Origin of the sequence: Arthrobacter sp. MAHUQ-56, from assembly GCF_019710585.1 — a bacterium.
GTDB lineage: Bacteria > Actinomycetota > Actinomycetes > Actinomycetales > Micrococcaceae > Arthrobacter.
In genome coordinates, this window is the sequence record NZ_JAIFZQ010000004.1 from 288,707 (window position 1) to 307,370 (window position 18,664).

19 protein-coding genes are annotated in these 18,664 nt (G+C 65.8%); 6 read left to right on the forward strand and 13 right to left on the reverse strand.

What is annotated here, in order from left to right; all coding sequences use genetic code 11:
- The first annotated feature begins 50 nt into the window (after window positions 1-50).
- On the forward strand, window positions 51-698 hold the full coding sequence (locus tag K4G53_RS02885) for a GNAT family N-acetyltransferase (protein ID WP_221383986.1): 648 nt from the start codon (window positions 51-53) through the stop codon (window positions 696-698).
- A gap of 83 nt (window positions 699-781) precedes the next feature.
- Here the strand turns inward: K4G53_RS02885 and K4G53_RS02890 are convergent, their stop codons facing one another.
- Together K4G53_RS02890 and K4G53_RS02895 are read right to left on the reverse strand one after the other, a co-directional pair.
- Window positions 782-2,200: a PhoH family protein gene (locus tag K4G53_RS02890; RefSeq protein WP_221383987.1), complete on the reverse strand. Its 1,419-nt coding sequence runs from the start codon at window positions 2,198-2,200 to the stop codon at window positions 782-784.
- A gap of 238 nt (window positions 2,201-2,438) precedes the next feature.
- Window positions 2,439-3,200, reverse strand: a complete 762-nt coding sequence (locus K4G53_RS02895) for an isoprenyl transferase (protein WP_308287805.1) — start codon at window positions 3,198-3,200, stop codon at window positions 2,439-2,441.
- Window positions 3,201-3,350: 150 nt separating this feature from the next.
- On the opposite strand from K4G53_RS02895, the gene K4G53_RS02900 reads away from it, so the two are divergent.
- On the forward strand, window positions 3,351-4,097 hold the full coding sequence (locus K4G53_RS02900) for a hemolysin III family protein (RefSeq protein ID WP_374226137.1): 747 nt from the start codon (window positions 3,351-3,353) through the stop codon (window positions 4,095-4,097).
- 49 nt (window positions 4,098-4,146) lie between these two features.
- Here the strand turns inward: K4G53_RS02900 and K4G53_RS02905 are convergent, their stop codons facing one another.
- Window positions 4,147-4,485: a hypothetical protein gene (locus tag K4G53_RS02905; RefSeq protein ID WP_221383989.1), complete on the reverse strand. Its 339-nt coding sequence runs from the start codon at window positions 4,483-4,485 to the stop codon at window positions 4,147-4,149.
- 98 nt (window positions 4,486-4,583) lie between these two features.
- A complete protein-coding gene (mca, locus tag K4G53_RS02910) occupies window positions 4,584-5,489 on the reverse strand; it encodes a mycothiol conjugate amidase Mca (RefSeq protein WP_221383990.1) in 906 nt (301 codons plus the stop codon).
- 130 nt (window positions 5,490-5,619) lie between these two features.
- Between mca and K4G53_RS02915 the strand changes: the two genes are divergently transcribed.
- Both K4G53_RS02915 and greA read left to right on the forward strand, forming a co-directional pair.
- Window positions 5,620-6,078 carry a DUF4307 domain-containing protein gene (locus tag K4G53_RS02915; RefSeq protein ID WP_221383991.1) on the forward strand — a complete coding sequence of 153 codons (459 nt, stop codon included), beginning with the start codon at window positions 5,620-5,622 and terminating at the stop codon, window positions 6,076-6,078.
- A 151-nt stretch (window positions 6,079-6,229) separates the two neighbouring features.
- Window positions 6,230-6,724, forward strand: coding sequence for a transcription elongation factor GreA (gene greA, locus K4G53_RS02920; RefSeq protein ID WP_221383992.1), 495 nt, complete (start codon window positions 6,230-6,232; stop codon window positions 6,722-6,724).
- Window positions 6,725-6,815: 91 nt separating this feature from the next.
- Here greA and K4G53_RS02925 read toward each other — a convergent pair whose 3' ends face one another.
- From K4G53_RS02925 to K4G53_RS02940, 4 genes are read right to left on the reverse strand one after another with little or no spacing between them, the layout of a single operon-like run.
- Window positions 6,816-7,433 carry a rhomboid family intramembrane serine protease gene (locus K4G53_RS02925; RefSeq protein WP_221383993.1) on the reverse strand — a complete coding sequence of 206 codons (618 nt, stop codon included), beginning with the start codon at window positions 7,431-7,433 and terminating at the stop codon, window positions 6,816-6,818.
- Between the two features lie 8 nt (window positions 7,434-7,441).
- Complete coding sequence (ilvA, locus tag K4G53_RS02930; RefSeq protein ID WP_221383994.1) at window positions 7,442-8,680, reverse strand: threonine ammonia-lyase; 1,239 nt, start codon at window positions 8,678-8,680, stop codon at window positions 7,442-7,444.
- 3 nt (window positions 8,681-8,683) lie between these two features.
- Entirely contained in the window at window positions 8,684-10,006 is a 1,323-nt protein-coding gene (locus K4G53_RS02935; RefSeq protein WP_221383995.1) for an AI-2E family transporter, read from the reverse strand.
- 36 nt (window positions 10,007-10,042) lie between these two features.
- The gene (locus tag K4G53_RS02940; RefSeq protein WP_221383996.1) at window positions 10,043-11,005 is read right to left on the reverse strand and encodes an aldose 1-epimerase family protein; all 963 of its coding nucleotides are present in this window, start codon (window positions 11,003-11,005) and stop codon (window positions 10,043-10,045) included.
- A gap of 102 nt (window positions 11,006-11,107) precedes the next feature.
- On the opposite strand from K4G53_RS02940, the gene galT reads away from it, so the two are divergent.
- Entirely contained in the window at window positions 11,108-12,265 is a 1,158-nt protein-coding gene (galT, locus tag K4G53_RS02945) for a galactose-1-phosphate uridylyltransferase (RefSeq protein WP_221383997.1), read from the forward strand.
- A complete protein-coding gene (galK, locus tag K4G53_RS02950) occupies window positions 12,262-13,449 on the forward strand; it encodes a galactokinase (RefSeq protein WP_221383998.1) in 1,188 nt (395 codons plus the stop codon). The genes galT and galK overlap by 4 nt, the downstream gene beginning before the upstream one ends.
- Before the next feature lie 105 nt (window positions 13,450-13,554).
- Here the strand turns inward: galK and K4G53_RS02955 are convergent, their stop codons facing one another.
- From K4G53_RS02955 to K4G53_RS02975, 5 genes are all read right to left on the reverse strand, one after another.
- Entirely contained in the window at window positions 13,555-14,469 is a 915-nt protein-coding gene (locus K4G53_RS02955) for a Bax inhibitor-1/YccA family protein (RefSeq protein WP_221383999.1), read from the reverse strand.
- 168 nt (window positions 14,470-14,637) lie between these two features.
- Window positions 14,638-15,345, reverse strand: coding sequence for an ABC transporter ATP-binding protein (locus tag K4G53_RS02960; protein ID WP_374226141.1), 708 nt, complete (start codon window positions 15,343-15,345; stop codon window positions 14,638-14,640).
- On the reverse strand, window positions 15,338-16,288 hold the full coding sequence (locus tag K4G53_RS02965) for an ABC transporter ATP-binding protein (RefSeq protein WP_260323084.1): 951 nt from the start codon (window positions 16,286-16,288) through the stop codon (window positions 15,338-15,340). The genes K4G53_RS02960 and K4G53_RS02965 overlap by 8 nt, the downstream gene beginning before the upstream one ends.
- Window positions 16,285-17,532: a branched-chain amino acid ABC transporter permease gene (locus K4G53_RS02970; RefSeq protein ID WP_221384001.1), complete on the reverse strand. Its 1,248-nt coding sequence runs from the start codon at window positions 17,530-17,532 to the stop codon at window positions 16,285-16,287. The genes K4G53_RS02965 and K4G53_RS02970 overlap by 4 nt, the downstream gene beginning before the upstream one ends.
- On the reverse strand, window positions 17,529-18,536 hold the full coding sequence (locus K4G53_RS02975) for a branched-chain amino acid ABC transporter permease (protein WP_221384002.1): 1,008 nt from the start codon (window positions 18,534-18,536) through the stop codon (window positions 17,529-17,531). The genes K4G53_RS02970 and K4G53_RS02975 overlap by 4 nt, the downstream gene beginning before the upstream one ends.
- Window positions 18,537-18,664: the final 128 nt, after the last annotated feature.

Consider the following 18,664-nt stretch of genomic DNA (forward strand, 5'->3'; position numbering starts at 1 on the left):
AGCCCGCCACTGGCACGGACCGATCACCGCTCATCGGCTAGGCTTCGCGGATGACTACGTTGAGCTCCGTCTGGCCCTTGTTCGATCTCAGGCTGGTTACCCCGCGCCTGGAGCTCAGGCCCATCACTGACCAGGACATTCCTGCGGCCGTGGATGCTGCGCGCAGTGGCATCCACGACAACGGCAGGAACCCCTTCAGCACGCCGTGGACTGCGTTGCCGGAGCAGGAGCTGGGCCCGAACATGGCCCGCTGGTACTGGCGTTGCCGGGCCGAGTGCACGCCCGAGTCCTGGACCCTGCTGCTGGGTATTTGGCACGATGGCGGGTTTGTCGGCTGCCAGGACGTCGGCGCCAAAGACTTCGCGTCCCTTCGGACAGTCACCACCGGCTCCTGGCTCAGGCAGTCCGTCCAGGGCCGCGGCCTGGGCAAAGAGATGCGCGCCGCCGTCGCGCTCTACGCGTTTGACTGGCTCGGCGCTGACGTGGCCGAATCCGAAGCTGCCATCTGGAACGAAGCCTCCCTCGGCGTCTCCAGGTCCCTCGGCTACGAGCTCAACGGGACCACCCGCAAAACCTGGGGCACGGAAGTCCAAACGGTGCAGCACGTCCGCCTCACCCTGGAGAAGTTCAATCGCCCGGACTGGACACTCCAGGTCCAAGGCCACGAGGCAGCCGCGCGGTTCCTTCTCTCTAGCTAGGGTCGGGACCTGGTGCCCGGGCGCCCTTCCGGCAGCGTGGAACGAGCCAGCACGCAGAGGAAGGGGCGCCCGGGCACCCCCGCCTAGCCCTCCAGGAGTTCCGTCACCAGTGCGGCGATCGGCGAGCGCTCGGAACGGGTCAGGGTGATGTGGCCGAAGAGCGGGTGTCCTTTCAGGGTTTCGACGACGGCGGCGATTCCGTCGTGCCGGCCAACGCGGAGGTTGTCGCGCTGGGCGACGTCGTGGGTCAGCACGATCTTGGAGTTCTGGCCGATCCGGCTCATGACGGTGAGCAGGACGTTCTTCTCCAGGGACTGGGCCTCATCGACGATCACGAAGGCGTCGTGCAGGGAGCGCCCGCGGATGTGGGTGAGGGGCATGACCTCGAGCATGCCGCGGTCCATGACCTCCTCCACCACTTCCTGGCTGACCAGGGCGCCCAGCGTGTCAAACACTGCCTGGGCCCAGGGGTTCATCTTCTCCGACTCGGACCCTGGCAGGTAGCCCAGTTCCTGCCCGCCAACGGCGAACAGGGGCCGGAAGACAATCACTTTCCGGTGCTCACGGCGTTCCAGGACAGCTTCCAGGCCGGCGCAGAGGGCGAGGGCGGACTTTCCGGTGCCGGCGCGGCCGCCGATGGAGACGATGCCGACGGACGGATCCATCAGCATGTCGATTGCCAGCCGCTGCTCGGCGGACCTGCCGTGCAGGCCGAACACGTCACGGTCGCCCTTGACCAGGCGTACCTGCTTGTCCGCCCCCACCCGGCCCAGGGCCGAGCCCCGGTTGGAGAGCAGGACGAGGCCGGTGTTGACGGGCAGTTCGGCGGCGGCAGGAATGAAGACGGGCTCGTGGCCGTACAGGGTGGAGATTTCCTGTTCGTTGGCTTCGATCTCGGCCACTCCGGTCCAGCCGGAGTCCTTGACCAGTTCATTGCGGTACTCATCGGCCGTCAGGCCCATGGCGGACGCCTTGACCCGCATCGGCAGGTCCTTGGATACCACGGTGACATTCCTGCCCTCGTTGGCGAGGTTCTTTGCGACGGCGAGGATCCGGCTGTCGTTGTCCCCGCTGCGGAACCCCAGGGGCAGCACCTCCGAGGAGATGTGGTTGAGCTCCACGGTGAGCGTACCGCCGTCGTCCCCGATGGGGATGGGCTCGTTCAGGCCGCCGTGCTTGACCCGGAGGTCGTCGAGGAGCCGCAGCGCCTTGCGGGCGAAGTATCCCAGCTCGGGGTCGTGGCGTTTGGCTTCGAGTTCGGTGATGACCACTACGGGGACGATGACTTCGTGTTCGGCGAACCGGAGCAGGGCCCGCGGGTCTGAGATGAGGACGGAGGTGTCGATCACGAACGTGTGGATGAGGGGTTCCGTTCCGGAGACGGCAAAACCGGCCTCAGCATCAGTTGCTGAACCGGTTTGTGTAGTGGCTCGCGCGGCGCGAGAGGTAGCTTTTCCTGCCTGGTCGGAAAGGACCTCGTGCAGTTTTTCAGAAGTAGCCACATCGACTCCAGCCCCGGGCCCAGCCCGGCTTTGTTATTGGTGAGGCGGCTCGGCCACGAGGCCGGGTCCGGCCTCCCATACAACCGGTGCGATGTTTCGCTCCATGTACTGGCCTCCCCGATCAGCCGGCGGTTTTGCCTGCTGATGGATATAACGTAAATCCACTCCAGGTAATTTCCGCAACCATTATTCGGCGATTCCTGTTGCGGCGGCGTGAACTTGCCGTGAACCGCAGAAGTCAGGCCCCGAAGCGCCGCTGCCGGCCGGCGTAGTCCCGGAGGGCGCGGAGGAAGTCCACTTTACGGAAGGCCGGCCACAGGGCCTCACAGAAGTAGAACTCGCTGTAGGCGCTCTGCCACATGAGGAATCCGGACAGCCGCTGCTCCCCCGACGTCCTGATCACGAGGTCCGGGTCCGGCTGGCCCCGGGTGTAGAGGAAGCGCGAGATGTCGTCGACGCAGAGGTCGTCGGCAAGCTTGGAGATGTCCATGCCCTTGTCGACGGCGTCGTGCAGCAGTTCGCGGACGGCGTCGACGATCTCCCTGCGGCCGCCGTACCCTACGGCGACGTTGACGTGCAGCTTTTCCCGCACAGGGGTCCTGGCCGTCAGCTTGGTGAGCCGCTCGGCGAGGTAGTCGGGCAGCAGTTCGGGCGCACCCATCGCATGGACGGAAATGTTTGCGTCCTCGTCCAGCCGGTCAAGGGTGTTGGCGATGATGCCCATCAGGAGGTCCAGTTCCTCGCTGGAGCGGTTCATGTTGTCCGTGGACAGCATGTAGAGCGTGACCACCTTGACGCCCAGTTCCTGGCACCAGCCGAGGAACTCATGGATCTTGTCAGCCCCCGCCTGGTGGCCCTGGCTGGTGGGGGCGTTGAATTGCTTGGCCCAGCGCCGGTTGCCGTCAACCATGACGCCAATGTGCCGGGGAATCCGGTCCCTGGGGAGATCTTTGAGCAGACGGCGTTCGTAATAGCCATAGAGGAACCCGGGCAACTCCACGCGTCCACTCACCTGACTTTCCTGCCGAACGTACTTGCACATCCTAGGCTACCGCCCGCCACGGGCCGGTACTTCCCGCAATGCCGGGGACGGGCGTCCACCGCTTGTTACCAGCGGGTAACTTACCGGGCCGTAAGTTATTCTTGATCCATGAACAGCCACTCTCCGAAGGCTCCGCTGACACCCCAGCCGGAGGACAGGAACAGTGCCGGGACAGGTCCCGGGCCAAGCGCGGTTGACGATGCCGCGGCCAGGCTTGCCGAACTGCTGATGATCAAGCCCAAGTGGCGGGGCTGGATCCATACCGTCACCGCGCCGCTGGCCCTCGCGGCAGGCATCATGCTGATCGTCCTCGCCCCGACGACGGACCGCAAGATCACCTCTGCGATCTACGCCGCCACCGGTGTCCTGCTGTTCGGCGTCAGCGCCGTCTACCACCGCGGCAACTGGTCCCCCGGGGTGAAGCTGGTCCTGAAACGGCTGGACCACACCAACATCATGCTGGTCATCGCCGGCAGCTACACGCCGCTGGCGTGGACCCTCCTCGAGCGTCCGCAGGCTGTCCTGCTGCTATGCGTCATCTGGGCCGGAGCCATCCTGGGCGTGCTGTTCCGGCTCCTGTGGACGCACGCTCCCCGGTGGCTCTACGTGCCCATCTACATTGCCCTGGGCTGTGGCGCACTGTTCTACCTGCCCCAGTTCTTCCAGGCCAGCATTCCGGCAGCGGTGCTGATCTGCGTGGGCGGCGTCCTGTACATCACGGGGGCGGTCTTTTACGCCCTCAAGAAGCCCAACTTCAGCTACCACCATTTCGGGTTCCACGAACTGTTCCACGCGTTTACCGTCTTCGCGTTCGCGGCGCATTTCACCGCAATCGCCATCGCGGTCCTCCGCTGACCGCACGCCACCGCTGACCCCGCGCCCCGCCAACGGAGGCGCCTCCCGCCTAGTTGCGGGGGCCGGGAAGACCGGGGCCGGAGGCGTCGCCATTGGAGTCAGGCGCCGCGGCCGGGGGGCTGCCCAGCCCCTCCTGGGCGTCGGCAGCCTCCACGTCGGCGGCGGCCGCAGCCGCCAGGCGTTCCTCCTCCACCTGCGCCCGGTAGCGGACCCGGCGGATCCGGCGCACCATGTCGACGATCAGCAGCGCCGTGGCCACCACAAAGAAGGCGGTCATGATGAACCCCAGCAGACCCGGGGTTACCTGGTCCTCCGAGATCCCCTCCCGGAGCGTGGGAGTGGGCAGCGGAGTCGGGGTGGTGGCGAGGCTGAGGAGCAGAGAATGCACGGTGGATACCTTCTGGTGGAACGGATGCAGCAGGAAGCGGACAGCGCCGGCCGGGGCCGCTATTGTCTTCTACGCCAGATAGAAATTGCCTGCCGGGTCTATCTTAGCCCGGCAAACAGGTCCTTCTCCGGGAGTTCGGACGGCACCCGCGAAGAGATCAGGGAGTAGTCCTCCCAAGGCCAGGCGCGTCGCTGCATCTCCGGCGAGACGGCAAAGAAGAACCCCAGCGGGTCAACCTGCGTGCGGTGGGCACGCAGCGCGTCGTCGCGCACTTCAAAGAAGTCCCCGCAGTCGATCTGGGTGGTGGTCGGGTGCGCCGCCGGTGGCGGGGTGTGGCCTTCCGCGTCGGACTCCAGCCATGCCGCCAGCCGCTCCGCGTACGGGGACTGGAGCCCCGCCTCTTCGAGTGCAAAATGCAGTGCGCGGAAACGCTCCGGGCTGAACGCACGGTCGTAGTAGAGCTTGCTGGGCTCCCAGGGCTCCCCCGCTTCCGGGTAACGCTGGGGGTCCCCCGCGGCGTCGAAGGCTTCCACCGCAACCCGGTGGGCCATGATGTGGTCCGGGTGGGGGTAGCCACCGTTCTCGTCATAGCTGAGGATGACATGGGGTTTGAATGAACGGACCAGCCGCACCAACGGCGCGGCCGCCCGGTGCAGGGGCAGGGTTGCGAAGGAGCCGGCCGGAAGGGGCGGCAGCGGGTCGCCCTCCGGGAGCCCCGAATCTACGAAGCCCAGCCACCGTTGCCGGATGTTGAGGATGGCCGCGGCCTTCTCCATTTCCAGCCGGCGGGCACCGGCCATATCCCGTTTGGGATGCGGCTCGCCGTCCACTGCCGGATTCTGGATATCGCCACGCGAGCCGTCCGTGCACGTGGCCACGAGGACGTCCACTCCTGCCGCCGCGTACATAGCCATGGTCGCAGCGCCCTTGCTCGACTCGTCGTCCGGGTGGGCATGGACTGCCAGCAGCCGGAGCGGCACCTGGGGTTTGCTGGACGCTGTCATGGCGGGACTGCTCCTGGTTCTTCTGGACGCGGCTTGTGGCGGCGCCGCGGACGATAACGGTGCGGGCTGGCTTGTACGGCGGCTGCTGGACCCCGCAAAGCGCAGGCGGAAAGGGCACTAAACTGGTCTGGTGACTTCCCCGGACCGGCCGGCCCATCCCGCGCCCGCAGACACTAGCCTAGCCAATCGCTATGGTGCTAAAAAGCGCAGGCTCACCCCCACTGCAGCCCGCGCGGCTGCAGGCGTTGCACTGGCGGCGGGAATAGGGTTCCTGGCGTGGGTTTCAACATCGAATTCGCTGTCCGGCGTGACGTTCAAGGACATCGGCTACAGCACCACTGACTCCACGCTGGCGGAAGTGGATTTCCAGGTGACCCGCGAGCCCGCCAAGGCGGTTAAGTGCGCGGTCAAGGCCTTGGACTCGAAGTTCGCGGTGGTGGGTTGGAAGGTTGTGGACATCCCGCCGTCGGTGGCAGATGGCACGCCCGACGGCGGCCGGACAGTTGCCCAGCGGGTCACCGTGCGGACGGAGTCAGCGTCCGTATCCGGCGTCGTTGACAGCTGCTGGATCCCCGGGGATGGGCAATAAAACCTGTGACGTGCAACGCTTCGAGGTTGGGTTAACTCCAGAGGATTGACTACAATAGGTAGATACCTTCACCCCGCTGAGCTGGTTACTGTTCCACAAGTGGCCACCGTGGCGGGGTCTTTTGCATGTAGGACCACTAGAGGAGAAGTCCGTGTCTACCACCAACAGCGCATCTGCAGCCTGGCTCACGCAGGAGGCTTTTGACCGCCTGAAGGCAGAGCTGGACCACCTTTCCGGCGCTGGCCGGGCGGAGATCGTCCAGAAGATTGAAGCAGCCCGGCAAGAGGGGGACCTCAAGGAAAATGGGGGCTACCACGCTGCCAAGGAGGAACAGGGCAAGATTGAGGCCCGCATCCGCCAGCTGACGGCACTCCTTCGCGACGCACACGTGGGTGAGGCCCCGGCCGATGACGGCATCGTGGAGCCCGGCATGATCGTGGTGGCCAGGATCGCCGGCGACGAAGAGACCTTCCTGCTCGGCTCCCGTGAAATTGCGGGCGGTTCGGACCTGGACGTGTTCAGCGAGAAGTCCCCGCTTGGTGCTGCCATTCTCGGCCACAAGGAGGGCGACACCCTCAGCTACGTGGCGCCCAACGGCAAGGACATCAAGGTGGAGATCCTCTCCGCCAAGCCCTACACGGGCTAGCACCAGCGCAACGCAAACGGCGGCCTCCCTGGCAGGGACGGCCGCCGTTTTCGCTTTAATCCCGGCGTGTGCGGCGCACCTGCATCCCGCGTCAGTATCCCCTGGCTGCCGGTACGTGGCGTGGACGAAGAAGAAGCGCTGCCACCACTCCCCCGGCAGCACCGCCGAGGTGGGCCTGCCAGCTGATGTATCCTGCCACGAACGGCAGGACGCCCAGCAGGATGCTCCCGTAGCCCATGAAGAGGACCACGGCGAGCAGGATCTGCCGCCAGCTGCGGTTGAAGAAGCCCCGCACCAGGAGGAACGAGAAAAGCCCGAAGACCAGGCCTGAAGCGCCCACGGTCACGCCGTCGCCGATCAACCACACGGTGAGCCCGCTGCCCAGCCAGCTGAAGGCCAGGGCGGTCAGGAACACCCGGAGCCCGGAGAGGAACACCAGGAAGCCGAAGATGATCAGCGGCAGGCTGTTGGAGAGCAGGTGGTTCAGGTTCGCGTGCAGGAGCGGGAAAGTGAAGATATCCAGCAGCCCGTCCGCGCTCCTGGGCCGCAGCCCGAATGTCCGGTTGAGCGCACCCAGCATCAGGCTGTTGGCCAGCTCGAGGACAAAGAGCAAAGCCACGAACCCGCCCAGTACCAGCAACCCGCCCCTGGCCCGGGAGGCGACGGCCTGCCGTTCCGGACGGCGCCCGTTACCCATCGGTCCGGCCATGGCCGTTCCTAGTGCACAACGATCGGCTGGAAGCCCTCGGCGCGGAGCGCGCTGAGGACCTGTTCGCCGTGCTGGTGGCCCTTGGTTTCCAGGTTCACGGTGATGGAGACGTCTCCCATGCTGATCGAGCCGCCCACCCTGGTGTGGTCAAGTCCGGTGACGTTGGCGTCGTTTTCGGCGATGATGCGGGCGATCGTGGCCAGCGAACCGGGACGGTCATCGAGCATCATCCGCACGGTCATGTAGCGGCCTGCTGCGGAGAGGCCGCGCTGGATGACCTTGAGCATCAGCATCGGGTCGATGTTGCCGCCGGAGAGCACCACCGCGGTGGTGCCGGGGTTCTCGATCTTGCCGTCCATTAAGGCGGCCACGCCGACGGCGCCGGCAGGCTCCACCACCATCTTGGCCCGCTCGAGCAGGAAGATCAGCGCGCGGGCCAGCGAGTCCTCACTGACGGTCACAACATCGTCGACGAGTTCCCGGATGATGCTGAACGGCAGCTGCCCCGGGCGTCCGACGGCGATGCCGTCCGCCATGGTGGACACCTTTTTCAAGGGCACCAGCGCGTCTGCCGCCAGTGACGGCGGGTAGGCGGCGGCGTTTTCGGCCTGCACACCGATGATGCGGATCTCCCGGCCCAGTTCCCTTGCCCGTGCCTTGATGGCGACGGCGACCCCAGCCAGGAGCCCGCCGCCGCCAACCCCCATCAGGACGGTGTCCACGTTGGGCACCTGCTCGAGGATCTCCAGCCCCAGCGTGCCCTGGCCCGCCACGACGTCAACGTTGTCGAAGGGGTGGACGAACACCGTTCCCGTCTCGTTGCTGTAGCGCTGGGCTTCAGCCAGCGCCTCGTCCACGTTGTGGCCGTGCAGGACCACTTCAGCGCCGTGGCTGCGGGTTGCGGCAAGCTTGGGCAGCGCCACACCCAGCGGCATGTAGATGCGGGCCTTGATGCCCAGGCTCTTCGCGGCGACGGCGACACCTTGCGCATGGTTGCCGGCGGAAGCTGCCACCACCCCGCGCTTTTTCTCTTCCGGCGACAGGCGTGCCATCCGCACGTAGGCCCCGCGGACTTTGAACGAACCGGCACGCTGCAGGTTTTCGCATTTGAAGTAGACGTCCCCGCCCACCATGTTTCCCAGCGCCCGCGATGACTCAACGGGCGTACGCGCAATAATCCCGTCAAGCAGCTTCTGCGCCTCCAGGACATCGTCCAGTGTGACGGGAAGGGTTTCAAGGATTTTCACGGACTATTCTCCTCTGGGTTCGGCCCCGTTGCCCGGTCGGGAGGCGGTGCGGGCATCGCGGTGTTCAGTTGTGGTGCCGGCCCGGTCGTTCTCGATGTCGGATGCGGCCGGCGGTTCAACGTCCTCAATGGTGTTGTCCGGGCCGGCTCCGGCCGTAACGGGCTTTCCGGCAATTACCGGCACCTGTTCATGTTCCCACGTTCTCGCGGCGATGTAGCGAACGGCCGAGTTTGCTACGGCCAGGATGGGCACGGAGAACAGCGCGCCCGGGATGCCGGCGAGGTAGGAGCCCGCCGCCACGCTCAGGATCACGGCAACGGGATGGAGCGAGACCGCCTTGCCCATGACCAACGGCTGCAGGATGTGTCCCTCAAGCTGCTGGACCAGCAGCACGATTCCCAGCATGATCAGCGCGTTGACCGGACCGTTGGCCACCAGTGCCAGCAGCACGGCCACGACGCCGGTGACCAGGGCGCCCACCACCGGGATGAAGGAGCCGAGGAAGACCAGGACGCCCAGGGGCAGCGCCAGGGGAACGCCGATGATCGCAGCACCCACACCGATACCGATGGCGTCGACAGCTGCGACGAACATCTGGATGCGGGCATAACTGACCATTGATGCCCAGCCCTTGCGGCCAGCGCCAAAGGCCGCCGCCCGGGCTTTCCGGGGAAGCAGCCGGACCAGGAAGGCCCAGATCCGGTCCCCTTCAAGGAGGAAGAAGATCAGGATGAAGAGCGCCAGGAGCATTCCGGCCGCGAAGTGTCCGGCGGTGCTGCCGAAGGACAGGGCGCCGCTGAGGATGCTGCTGCTGTTGTTCTGCAGCGCATCGCTGGCTTCCTTCACGTACTGGTCGATCTGGGCTGCGGTCAGGTGGAGCGGGCCGGCCGACAGCCAGTCCTGGACCTGGCGCACGCCTTCAAGCGCCTGGGACCAGAGCTCGCCAAAGCCGACGATGAGTTGCCGCCCGACCAGCGCCAGCGCCCCTGCGATCACCCCGATGAAACCAAGGACGGTCACAGCCACGGCCAGGCCGGCGGGCAGACCGCGCCGCTTCAGCCACGCGGTGACCGGGCTCAGCAGCCCGGCAAGGAGCGCGGCCACCATCACCGGGATGAGCAGGAGGGTGACGTGGCTGAGCAGCCACACCAGGGTTCCGGCCATCAGGAGGATCAGCCCCAGGCGCCAGGACCAGGACGCGGCAATGCGCACGCCGTAGGGGATGTCCTTGTCGAGTTCACGGTCCGTCAGGACCCGCAGCGGCGCAGCGGATACCTGCGCGGAAGATTGCCTTGCCTGGGTAACGTCGTCCTCGTTTGGCCTCATATGCCAATACTTCCGCAGCCGTCCGCTAATGGGAAACTAGCGGCGGCCGGTGGCGGGCACGTAATCGATCCCCCATTCCATGCTGAACGACTCCCCCGCCGGCAGCCACCTCAGCCCGTCACCGGAGTTGAACGCGTTCGCCGGCCCGGTCATCGGCTCCACGGCAACGGCACGGGTGCGGCCGGGATAGACCGTGCTCACGTAGATATGGACGTAACGGCAGGATTCGTCCTGCCACAAGGCCACCTGGCTGCCGTCTGCGGCAGCCAGCACGTGCCGGGCCTTGCCGGCCTCGTATCGAAGATCCGTGAGGGCAACGTCAATGGCCAGGTCGGCGACGCGCCCGCCCGAACGGAAATCTGCGTCGCCCTCGACCGGCGCTGAACTGCGGGGAATCAGCCGCTCGTCGGTTACGAGACGGGTGCCGGCAGCAACCGTCAGGACCAGATCCTCAACGGGGGTGTCCCCCAGCCGCAGGTAGGGGTGGGCGCCCAGGACAAACGGTGCCGGCGCCGCCGAGTCGTTTGCCAGGGTTTGCCGGACCCTCAGGCCCAGGTCTTCGGTCAGTTGGTAGTCCACGCGGTGCCGGGCGAGGAACGGGTAGCCATGCTGCGGAAAAATAGTGGCTTCCAGCGACACCGAATGCTCCGACTGCCCGAGCGGCGTGTAGCCGGTGTTCCGCAGGAGGCCGTGGCTGGCGTTGTTGCGGCTGACTTCAGTGATATCCAGTTGCTGCTTCTTGCCGTCCAGCAACCACTGCCCGTCCTCCACCCTGTTGGCCCACGGTGCCATCGTGATGCCGGCCCCGCCGGGCGGGATCTCGTCATCGCCGTAGGTCTCGGTGAGCAGGACCCCGGCGCGGCTGAATGAGCGGAGCCCGGCGGCGAGTTCGGTGACCACTGCCACGGCATCTCCGCGGCGAAGCTCGTATTGGCGGCCCGTCGCGCAGGTCCGGGGGCTGGCAGGGGCTGGAATTTCCGGGTTGGAAGACACTGTCATGCGCCTTACCGTACAACGGGGAGCGCCGCTCCTCCACCACACCCGCTTGTTACTTTTTGTTGTTAACTATTCATTATTGATCGTTTGTGGGAAGATTTCCCCATGACAGGGATCACCAGTACTACACTCTCGGACGGCCGCGAGCTGATCTATTTCGACGACGCCGGCAGCACTGCTTCCCGCGCCGCCCACCTGACGACGGACCACCGCGGCCTGCCGCCACGGGGTGAACCGGGCGAGATCCGTTTCGATGCGTTGACGGACGAGTGGGTTGCCGTCGCCGCGCACCGCCAGACCCGCACCCACCTTCCGCCGGCGGACCAGTGCCCGATTTGCCCCACCACTCCCGGCAACGCATCGGAAATCCCCGCAGGGGACTATGACGTCGTCGTGTTCGAAAACCGCTTCCCCTCCCTTGGCCCGGCCCTGGGTCCGGTCCCCGCGGACCCGGCGTGGGGAACGAAGGGACCCGCCTATGGCCGCTGCGAAGTGGTCTCCTTCACCCCGGAGCACACGGGGTCCTTCAGCGGCCTGAGCCCGGAACGGTCCCGCACGGTGATCGAAGCCTGGGCCCAGCGCACAGAGGCGCTGAGCGCCATGGCGGGGATCAAGCAGGTGTTCCCCTTCGAGAACCGCGGCGCGGATATCGGGGTCACGCTGCACCACCCGCACGGGCAGATCTACGCCTACCCCTACGTCACGCCCCGCGCCGGCGTCCTGGGTGCAGCGGCCCGGAAGTACTACGACTCGAAGGATGGCAAGGAAACCCTGACCGGCTCCCTGCTGCGGGCCGAACGCGAGGACGGCAGCAGGATGGTCCTGGAAGGTGCGAATTTCAGCGCGTACGTCCCCTTCGCAGCCCGCTGGCCCCTGGAAATCCACCTGGTGCCGCACCGCCACGTCCCGGACCTCGCCGCACTGGACGGCGAGGAGAAGGACGAACTCGCGCACCTATACCTTGATTTGCTCAAGCGCGTCGACGCCCTCTACCCCACCCCTACCCCGTACATTTCCGCCTGGCACCAGGCGCCCCTGGATGATGCCCTCCGGCCGGCCGGCTACCTTCACCTGCAGCTGACGTCTCCCCGCCGTGCCGCCGATAAGCTGAAGTACCTCGCCGGTTCGGAAGCAGCAATGGGCGCGTTCATCAACGACACCACGCCGGAAAGCGTGGCGGAGCGGCTGCGCAATGTCGCCGTACCGCCGTCGTCCCAGCCTGTCCCCGCCCTGGCGGCCGCACCCGAAGGAGCCCCCGCATGAGCAAAGCCCCCAGTCCCGGCGCCGGTCCCGCCCCGGCCGGCACCGACGAGCTGACCGATCGCTTCAGCCGCGAGTTCGGCGGCCGGCCCGACGGCGTCTGGCAGGCCCCCGGCCGGGTAAACCTCATCGGGGAACATACCGACTACAACGAGGGATTCGTCCTTCCCTTCGCCATCGACCGCACGGCGCGCGTTGCGGTCGCAGCCCGCCCGGACTCCACCGTCCGCCTGCTGTCCACCTACGGGGACCACGGTGTCGTCACCGCCTCGGTGGAGTCGCTGCAGCCTGGAACCGCCAAGGGCTGGACCAAGTACCCCCTCGGCGTCATGTGGGCCTTGCGCGAACGCGGCATCGATATCCCCGGCGTGGACCTCCTGCTGGACTCCAACGTACCGCTGGGCGCCGGCCTGTCCTCGTCGCACGCCATCGAGTGCGCCGTCATCTCCGCACTGAACGACCTCACCGGCGCCGGGCTGGAAGCGGAGGACATGGTCCTGGCCACCCAGCGGGCCGAAAACGACTTCGTCGGTGCGCCCACGGGCATCATGGACCAGTCAGCGTCCCTGCGGGGATCCAGAGGGCACGCAGTCTTCCTGGACTGCCGGAACCAGGAGGCCACCCTGGTTCCGTTCGAGACCGAACCGGCCGGGCTGGTGCTGCTGGTCATCGACACGAAGGTTTCACACTCCCATTCCGACGGCGGTTACGCTTCCCGCCGGGCCTCGTGCGAACTCGGCGCCGAGGTACTTGGCGTCAAGGCGCTCCGTGACGTGGAGGTGGGTGATCTCGAGGAGGCGGCCGGGCTGCTTGACGAGGTCACGTTCCGCCGGGTGCGCCACGTCGTTACGGAAAACGACCGGGTACTCCAGACGGTGGAGCTGCTGGGCCGCCAGGGCCCCTCAGCCATCGGCCCCTTGCTGGACGCCAGCCACGCCTCCATGCGCGACGACTTCGAAATCTCCTGCCCGGAACTGGACCTGGCCGTGGACACCGCCCGGGCCAGCGGCGCCATCGGCGCCCGGATGACGGGAGGCGGCTTCGGCGGGGCAGCCATCGCGCTCACTCCGGTGGATGCCGAACAAAAGGTCCGCGACGCCGTCGCCAAGGCTTTCGCCGACGCCGGATTTGCCGCGCCGGACATCTTCACCGTCTCCCCTGCCGCGGGAGCCATGCGCATCGCCTAGGTGCGCCTGCTCCTTGCCGCCGGCAGCACTTAAAGACTGTGGGCCCCACCAGCTTGGTGGGGCCCACAGTTGTTTGATTTACGACGGCGGGAGCTGCCGCAGTGCCTAGTCGTTACCCCGGAGGATGGCCAGCAGGCGGATGATCTCCACGTAGAGCCAGACCAGCGTTACGGTCAGGCCGAAGGCTGCAGTCCAGGAGAAGCGCTGCGGCGCGCCGCTGCGGACACCCGCCTCAATGCTGGTGAAATCCATGATCAGGGAGAACGCGGCCAGGCCAATGGCCAGCAGGCCGATGAAGACGCCCAGCGGGATGCCGAAGATCTCAACGCTGCGCAGGCCGAAGGGCTGCTGCAGGACACCGGTCCACATCATCACCATGTTGACCAGGGCGAACACGGCATACCCGATCACGGCGATCATGAAGAACCGCATGGCCTTCGGTGTGGCGCGGACCTTGCCGCTCTTGAAGAGGACCAGGGTCACGGCGAACACCGACAGCGTGCCAATGACGGCCTGCAGGCCGACGCCCGGGAACTGCGTGTCCAGGATCCTGGTGAGGCCGCCGAGGAAGAGGCCTTCCAGGGCTGCGTAGGCCAGGATCAGGGCCGGCGAGGGCTGCTTCTTGAACGTGTTGACCAGGGCAAGCACGAAGCCGCCCAGGGCGCCGACGATCATGAGCATCGAGGCCAGGCCCAGCCCGACCGTGAGGGTGATGGCAGCGCCCACCAGGACGGCCCCGAGGCACGCTGCCGTCTTCATGATGACGTCGTCGAACGTCATCCGGCCGGTGTCTGCGGGCCCGGCCGACGGCTGGCTGTACATCTGGCGCAGCTGCTCGTCGGTCATGCTCTGGGGCTGCGCGTTCCAGCCCTGCTGGCCGTAGGGTGCCTGGCTGTACGGCTGCTGGCCATACTGTGCCTGGCCATAGGGAGCACCGTAAGGAGCCTGCGGTACAGGCGGTGCCTGGGTGGCTCCACGGAAACTCTTTCCGTTGAAGATCGGGTTGCCGCCAAGTGCCATTGCGGGGTTCCTCCATGTTGGGTGTGGGTGATGTACTTTTCGTTACGCTACCAATTCCCACGTCGGGCTTCTCCCGAAAGTTCCCGCAGCAGCGGCTCCGCAACCTAACCGTGACTCTTGGGCCCCGGCCGGGGCCGGGCGCCGGGCGGCTGCCCGGCGCCCGGCGCCCTACCCGACGCCCAGGTAGGCCTCCTTCACTGCGGGATCCTCCAGGAGTTCCTTGCCGGTGCCGCTGTGCGTGATCTCGCCGGTCTCCAGCACGAATGCCCGGTGGGCTCCGGCCAGCGCCTGGTTGGCGTTCTGCTCCACCATCAGGACCGTGGTGCCCTGGTTGTTGATCTCCTTGATGATCTTGAAGATCTGGCGGATGAACTGCGGCGCCAGCCCCATGGATGGCTCGTCGAGCAGCAGCAGCTTCGGGTTGGACATCAACGCCCGGCCAATGGCCAGCATCTGCTGCTCGCCGCCGGACATGGTGCCGCCGAACTGCTTTTCGCGTTCCTTCAACCGGGGAAACAGGTCGAAGACGCGTTCCAGGTCCTTGGCTACGCCGCTCCTGTCCTTGCGGCCAAAAGTTCCCATATCCAGGTTTTCCATGACGGTCATGCCCGGGAAGATGCCGCGTCCCTCCGGTGCCTGGGAGATCCCGTGGACAACCCGGATGTGCGCCTTCATCTTTGTGATGTCCTGGCCGGCGAAGGTGATCGTGCCTTCCGAGCAGTTGAGCAGTCCGGAAATGGTCCGCATGGTGGTGGTCTTGCCCGCGCCGTTGGCCCCGATCAGGGCCACCACTTCCCCCTCATTGACCGTGAAGGACATGTCCCGCAGGGCCTGGATGCGGCCGTAGTGGACGGACACTCCTTTGAGTTCAAGCAACGTCATCTTCGGGCTCTCCCAGGTAGGCGGCAATAACACGCGGGTCTTCACGGATTTCGCGGGGCAGTCCGTCCGCGATCTTCTTGCCGAATTCCAGCACCACGATCCGGTCCGTCACTCCCATGACGAGCTTCATGTCGTGCTCAATCAGCAGCACGGTGTAGCCCTCATCCCTGATGGTGCGGATGAGGGCCATGAGCTCCTCTTTCTCCGCGGGGTTGAAGCCGGCCGCAGGTTCGTCAAGGCACAGCACCTTGGGATCGGTGGCCAGGGCCCGGGCGATCTCCAGCCGCCGCTGGTAACCGTACGGCAGCTGGCGGGACAGCACATGCGCATGGCTGCCGATCCCCACAAAATCCAGCAGCGCCATCCCGCGCTCAATGGCCGACTTTTCTTCCCGGATGTGCGTGGGCAGGCGAAGCAAAGCCCCGCCCACACTGGTGCGGTGCCGGGCATCCAGGCCCACCACCACATTTTCCAGCGCGGTCATCTCGCCGAACAGCCGAATGTTCTGGAACGTGCGCGAGAGGCCCAGGCGCGTGATCTTGTGCTGCTTGATGCCGTTCAGGACCTGGCCCTCCAGCACCACTTTGCCGCTGGTGGGCTTGTAGACACCTGTCATGGCGTTGAAGCAGGTGGTCTTTCCCGCACCGTTGGGGCCGATAAGCCCCAGGATCTCTCCGCGCTTGATGTTGAAACTGATATTGTCCAGGGCCACGAGGCCGCCGAACTTGATGGTCAGGTTCTGCACCTCCACGATGTTGTCGCCGACTTTGACCGCGATGTCGCGGTCGGGCGCCACCTTCTCGGCCAGTTCCTGGTCAACCCCGGCTTCCGCCAGGGCTTCCATGTCCAGCTCAGGGGCGACAGGGGTCCCCGGGGTCTCCTGCGCCGGCTGTTCCTCCACGCTGCTGGACCCGGCGTGCCTTTCCTCGGAGCTCATGCCTCCGCCCCTCTCTCGCCGGCCGCGCGGGAATCCGTGCCCGCCGGCGGCTTGTCCGTGTCTTTGGGTTCCATGGCGGCCCGGTTGGTGACCTTGTTCAGGGCCGTCCGGCCGTAGGCGAGCAACCGTTGTCGGGCAGGAAGCAGGCCCTGTGACCGGAAGATCATGATCAGCACCAGCGCGATGCCGAAGATCAGGTACTTGTACTCGGCAATGGCCGTGAACCTGAGCGGAATGTAGCTGACCAGGGCCCCGCCAAGGATGGCGCCTACCTTGTTGCCTGCGCCGCCCAGCACGACGGCTGCGAGGAACAGGATGGAGGTGGTGACGTCGAATTTCTGGTTGTTGACGAACCCGACCTGCCCGGCGAAAAGAGCGCCGGAGAGACCACCGATGGCGGCGCCAATGGCGAAGGCCCACACCTTGTACTTGAAGGTGGGAACACCCATGATTTCGGCGGCGTCCTCGTCCTCGCGGATGGCGATCCAGGCCCGGCCCACCCGGCTTCGTTCCAGGTTGCCCACCAGGAGGGTGACGATGATGATGATGGTCAGCGTCAGCCAGTACCAGGGCACGCCGTTGGAGTTGGAAAAGATGGGCGTGCCGTCAGCCTCGGTACCCGGCGGGTGGCCGACGTTCTGGAAGCCAACCTGGCCCTTCATGGCGGGGATGATCGTGGCCAGGATGCGGATGATCTCGCCGAAGCCAAGCGTCACGATGGCGAGGTAGTCGCCCCTGAGGCGCAGGGTGGGCACGCCCAGCATGACGCCGAAGAACATGGTGACCGCCATGGCCAAAGGAAGCGTCCAGAGGTACGGGATGTGCAGGTAGGGCGAATCCGGGCTGGTCAGCATGGCGGCAACATAGGAACCCACCGCAAAGAAGGCAACGTACCCCAGGTCCAGGAGCCCGGCGTAGCCCACCACGACATTCAGGCCGACGGCGATCAGCGCAAAGCGTGCCATGTCGAAGCAGGCCAGGGCGAAGTTGTTTCCCGGCTCGGTGGTGATGATCGGCGGGTTGATCAGCGGGAGCAGGTAGGCCAGTACTACAACGATCACCAAAAAAGCCCACTGCTGCTGGCGGGACAATGCGTGCCAGCGGTCGGAGAAGTAGCCGGGCTTGCGTTTCCCCCGCTCGCGCAGGTCGCTTCTTCCCGCGGCCTTCGACGAGGCTTCGCGGTCCTCTGCTGCCTGCTCGGCTGCAGCGGTCTGCATCGGCGTGGGGCCATCCGTCATGCTCATGCTTTGCTCCTTCCAAGGGAGGTTCCGAGGATGCCTTCCGGCCGCAGCAGCAGCACGAGGACCAGCACCACGAACGCGACGACGTCGGTCCACTGGGAGTTGCCCAGCAGGATCTGCCCGTAGTTACCGATCAGGCCGAGCAGCAGGCCGCCGAGCAACGCGCCACGAACGTTGCCGATGCCACCGAGCACCGCCGCGGCGAATGCCTTGATACCCAGGACGAACCCACCGCTGTACTGGACACCGGACGGGATTTTCATGACGTAGAACAAGGCGGCGGCTCCCGCGAGCAGGCCTCCGATGACGAAGGTGGTAATAATGATGCGCTCTTTGTTGACGCCCATCAACGTTGCCGTGTCCGGATCCTGGGCGACAGCGCGGATGCCGCGGCCGGTGCGTGACTTGCTGATGAACCGGTCAATGCCCACCATCATGATGACTGCGGCGATGATGATCACCAGCTGCTGCGAATCGATGATGGTGCCGAAGACGTCGAAGATGGGGGTGGGCCGGAACATCGTCAGCGCCAGTTCGGGGCTGGGTCCGCGCCACAGGTAGATCAGGTACTGGATGGTGAAGGAAGCGCCGATGGCAGTGATCAGGAACACCAGGCGGGGGGCGTTTCGTTTGCGCAGCGGTTTGTAGGCAATGCGCTCCAGCAGGAAAGCCGTCACGGCCGAGGCAACCATGGCCAGGACCAGCGCCAGGAGCAGGTTGAGAATAATGGCCCAAATGTCCAGCCTGGGGACCGATGGACCGAAGCCAAGGCCGCTGAGGGTGAAAAAGACGGCATAGCAGCCGACGATGAACACTTCCGAGTGGGCGAAGTTGATCAGGTTGAGCACACCGTAAACCAGCGTGTAACCCAGCGCTACGAGCGCATAAATGGCCCCGAAGGTGAGGCCGTCAAAGGTGGCACTCCAGAAATTTTCGGCCAGCGACGGGACGTCGAAGGTGATCCAGTCGTTTTCCGTCGGGAGTAGTGGGACAAGAGAGGGAAGCATGGGAACATCCTGATCCAGTTGCACGCGGCCTTGTGGGCCCGGCCGTGGGACTTATGTCTATTGACCTGGTTTGGTCATGGGCTGCTGCCGAGCGAAGAAAAGGCTGTGGGGGCCTGCTGATGCTGGCC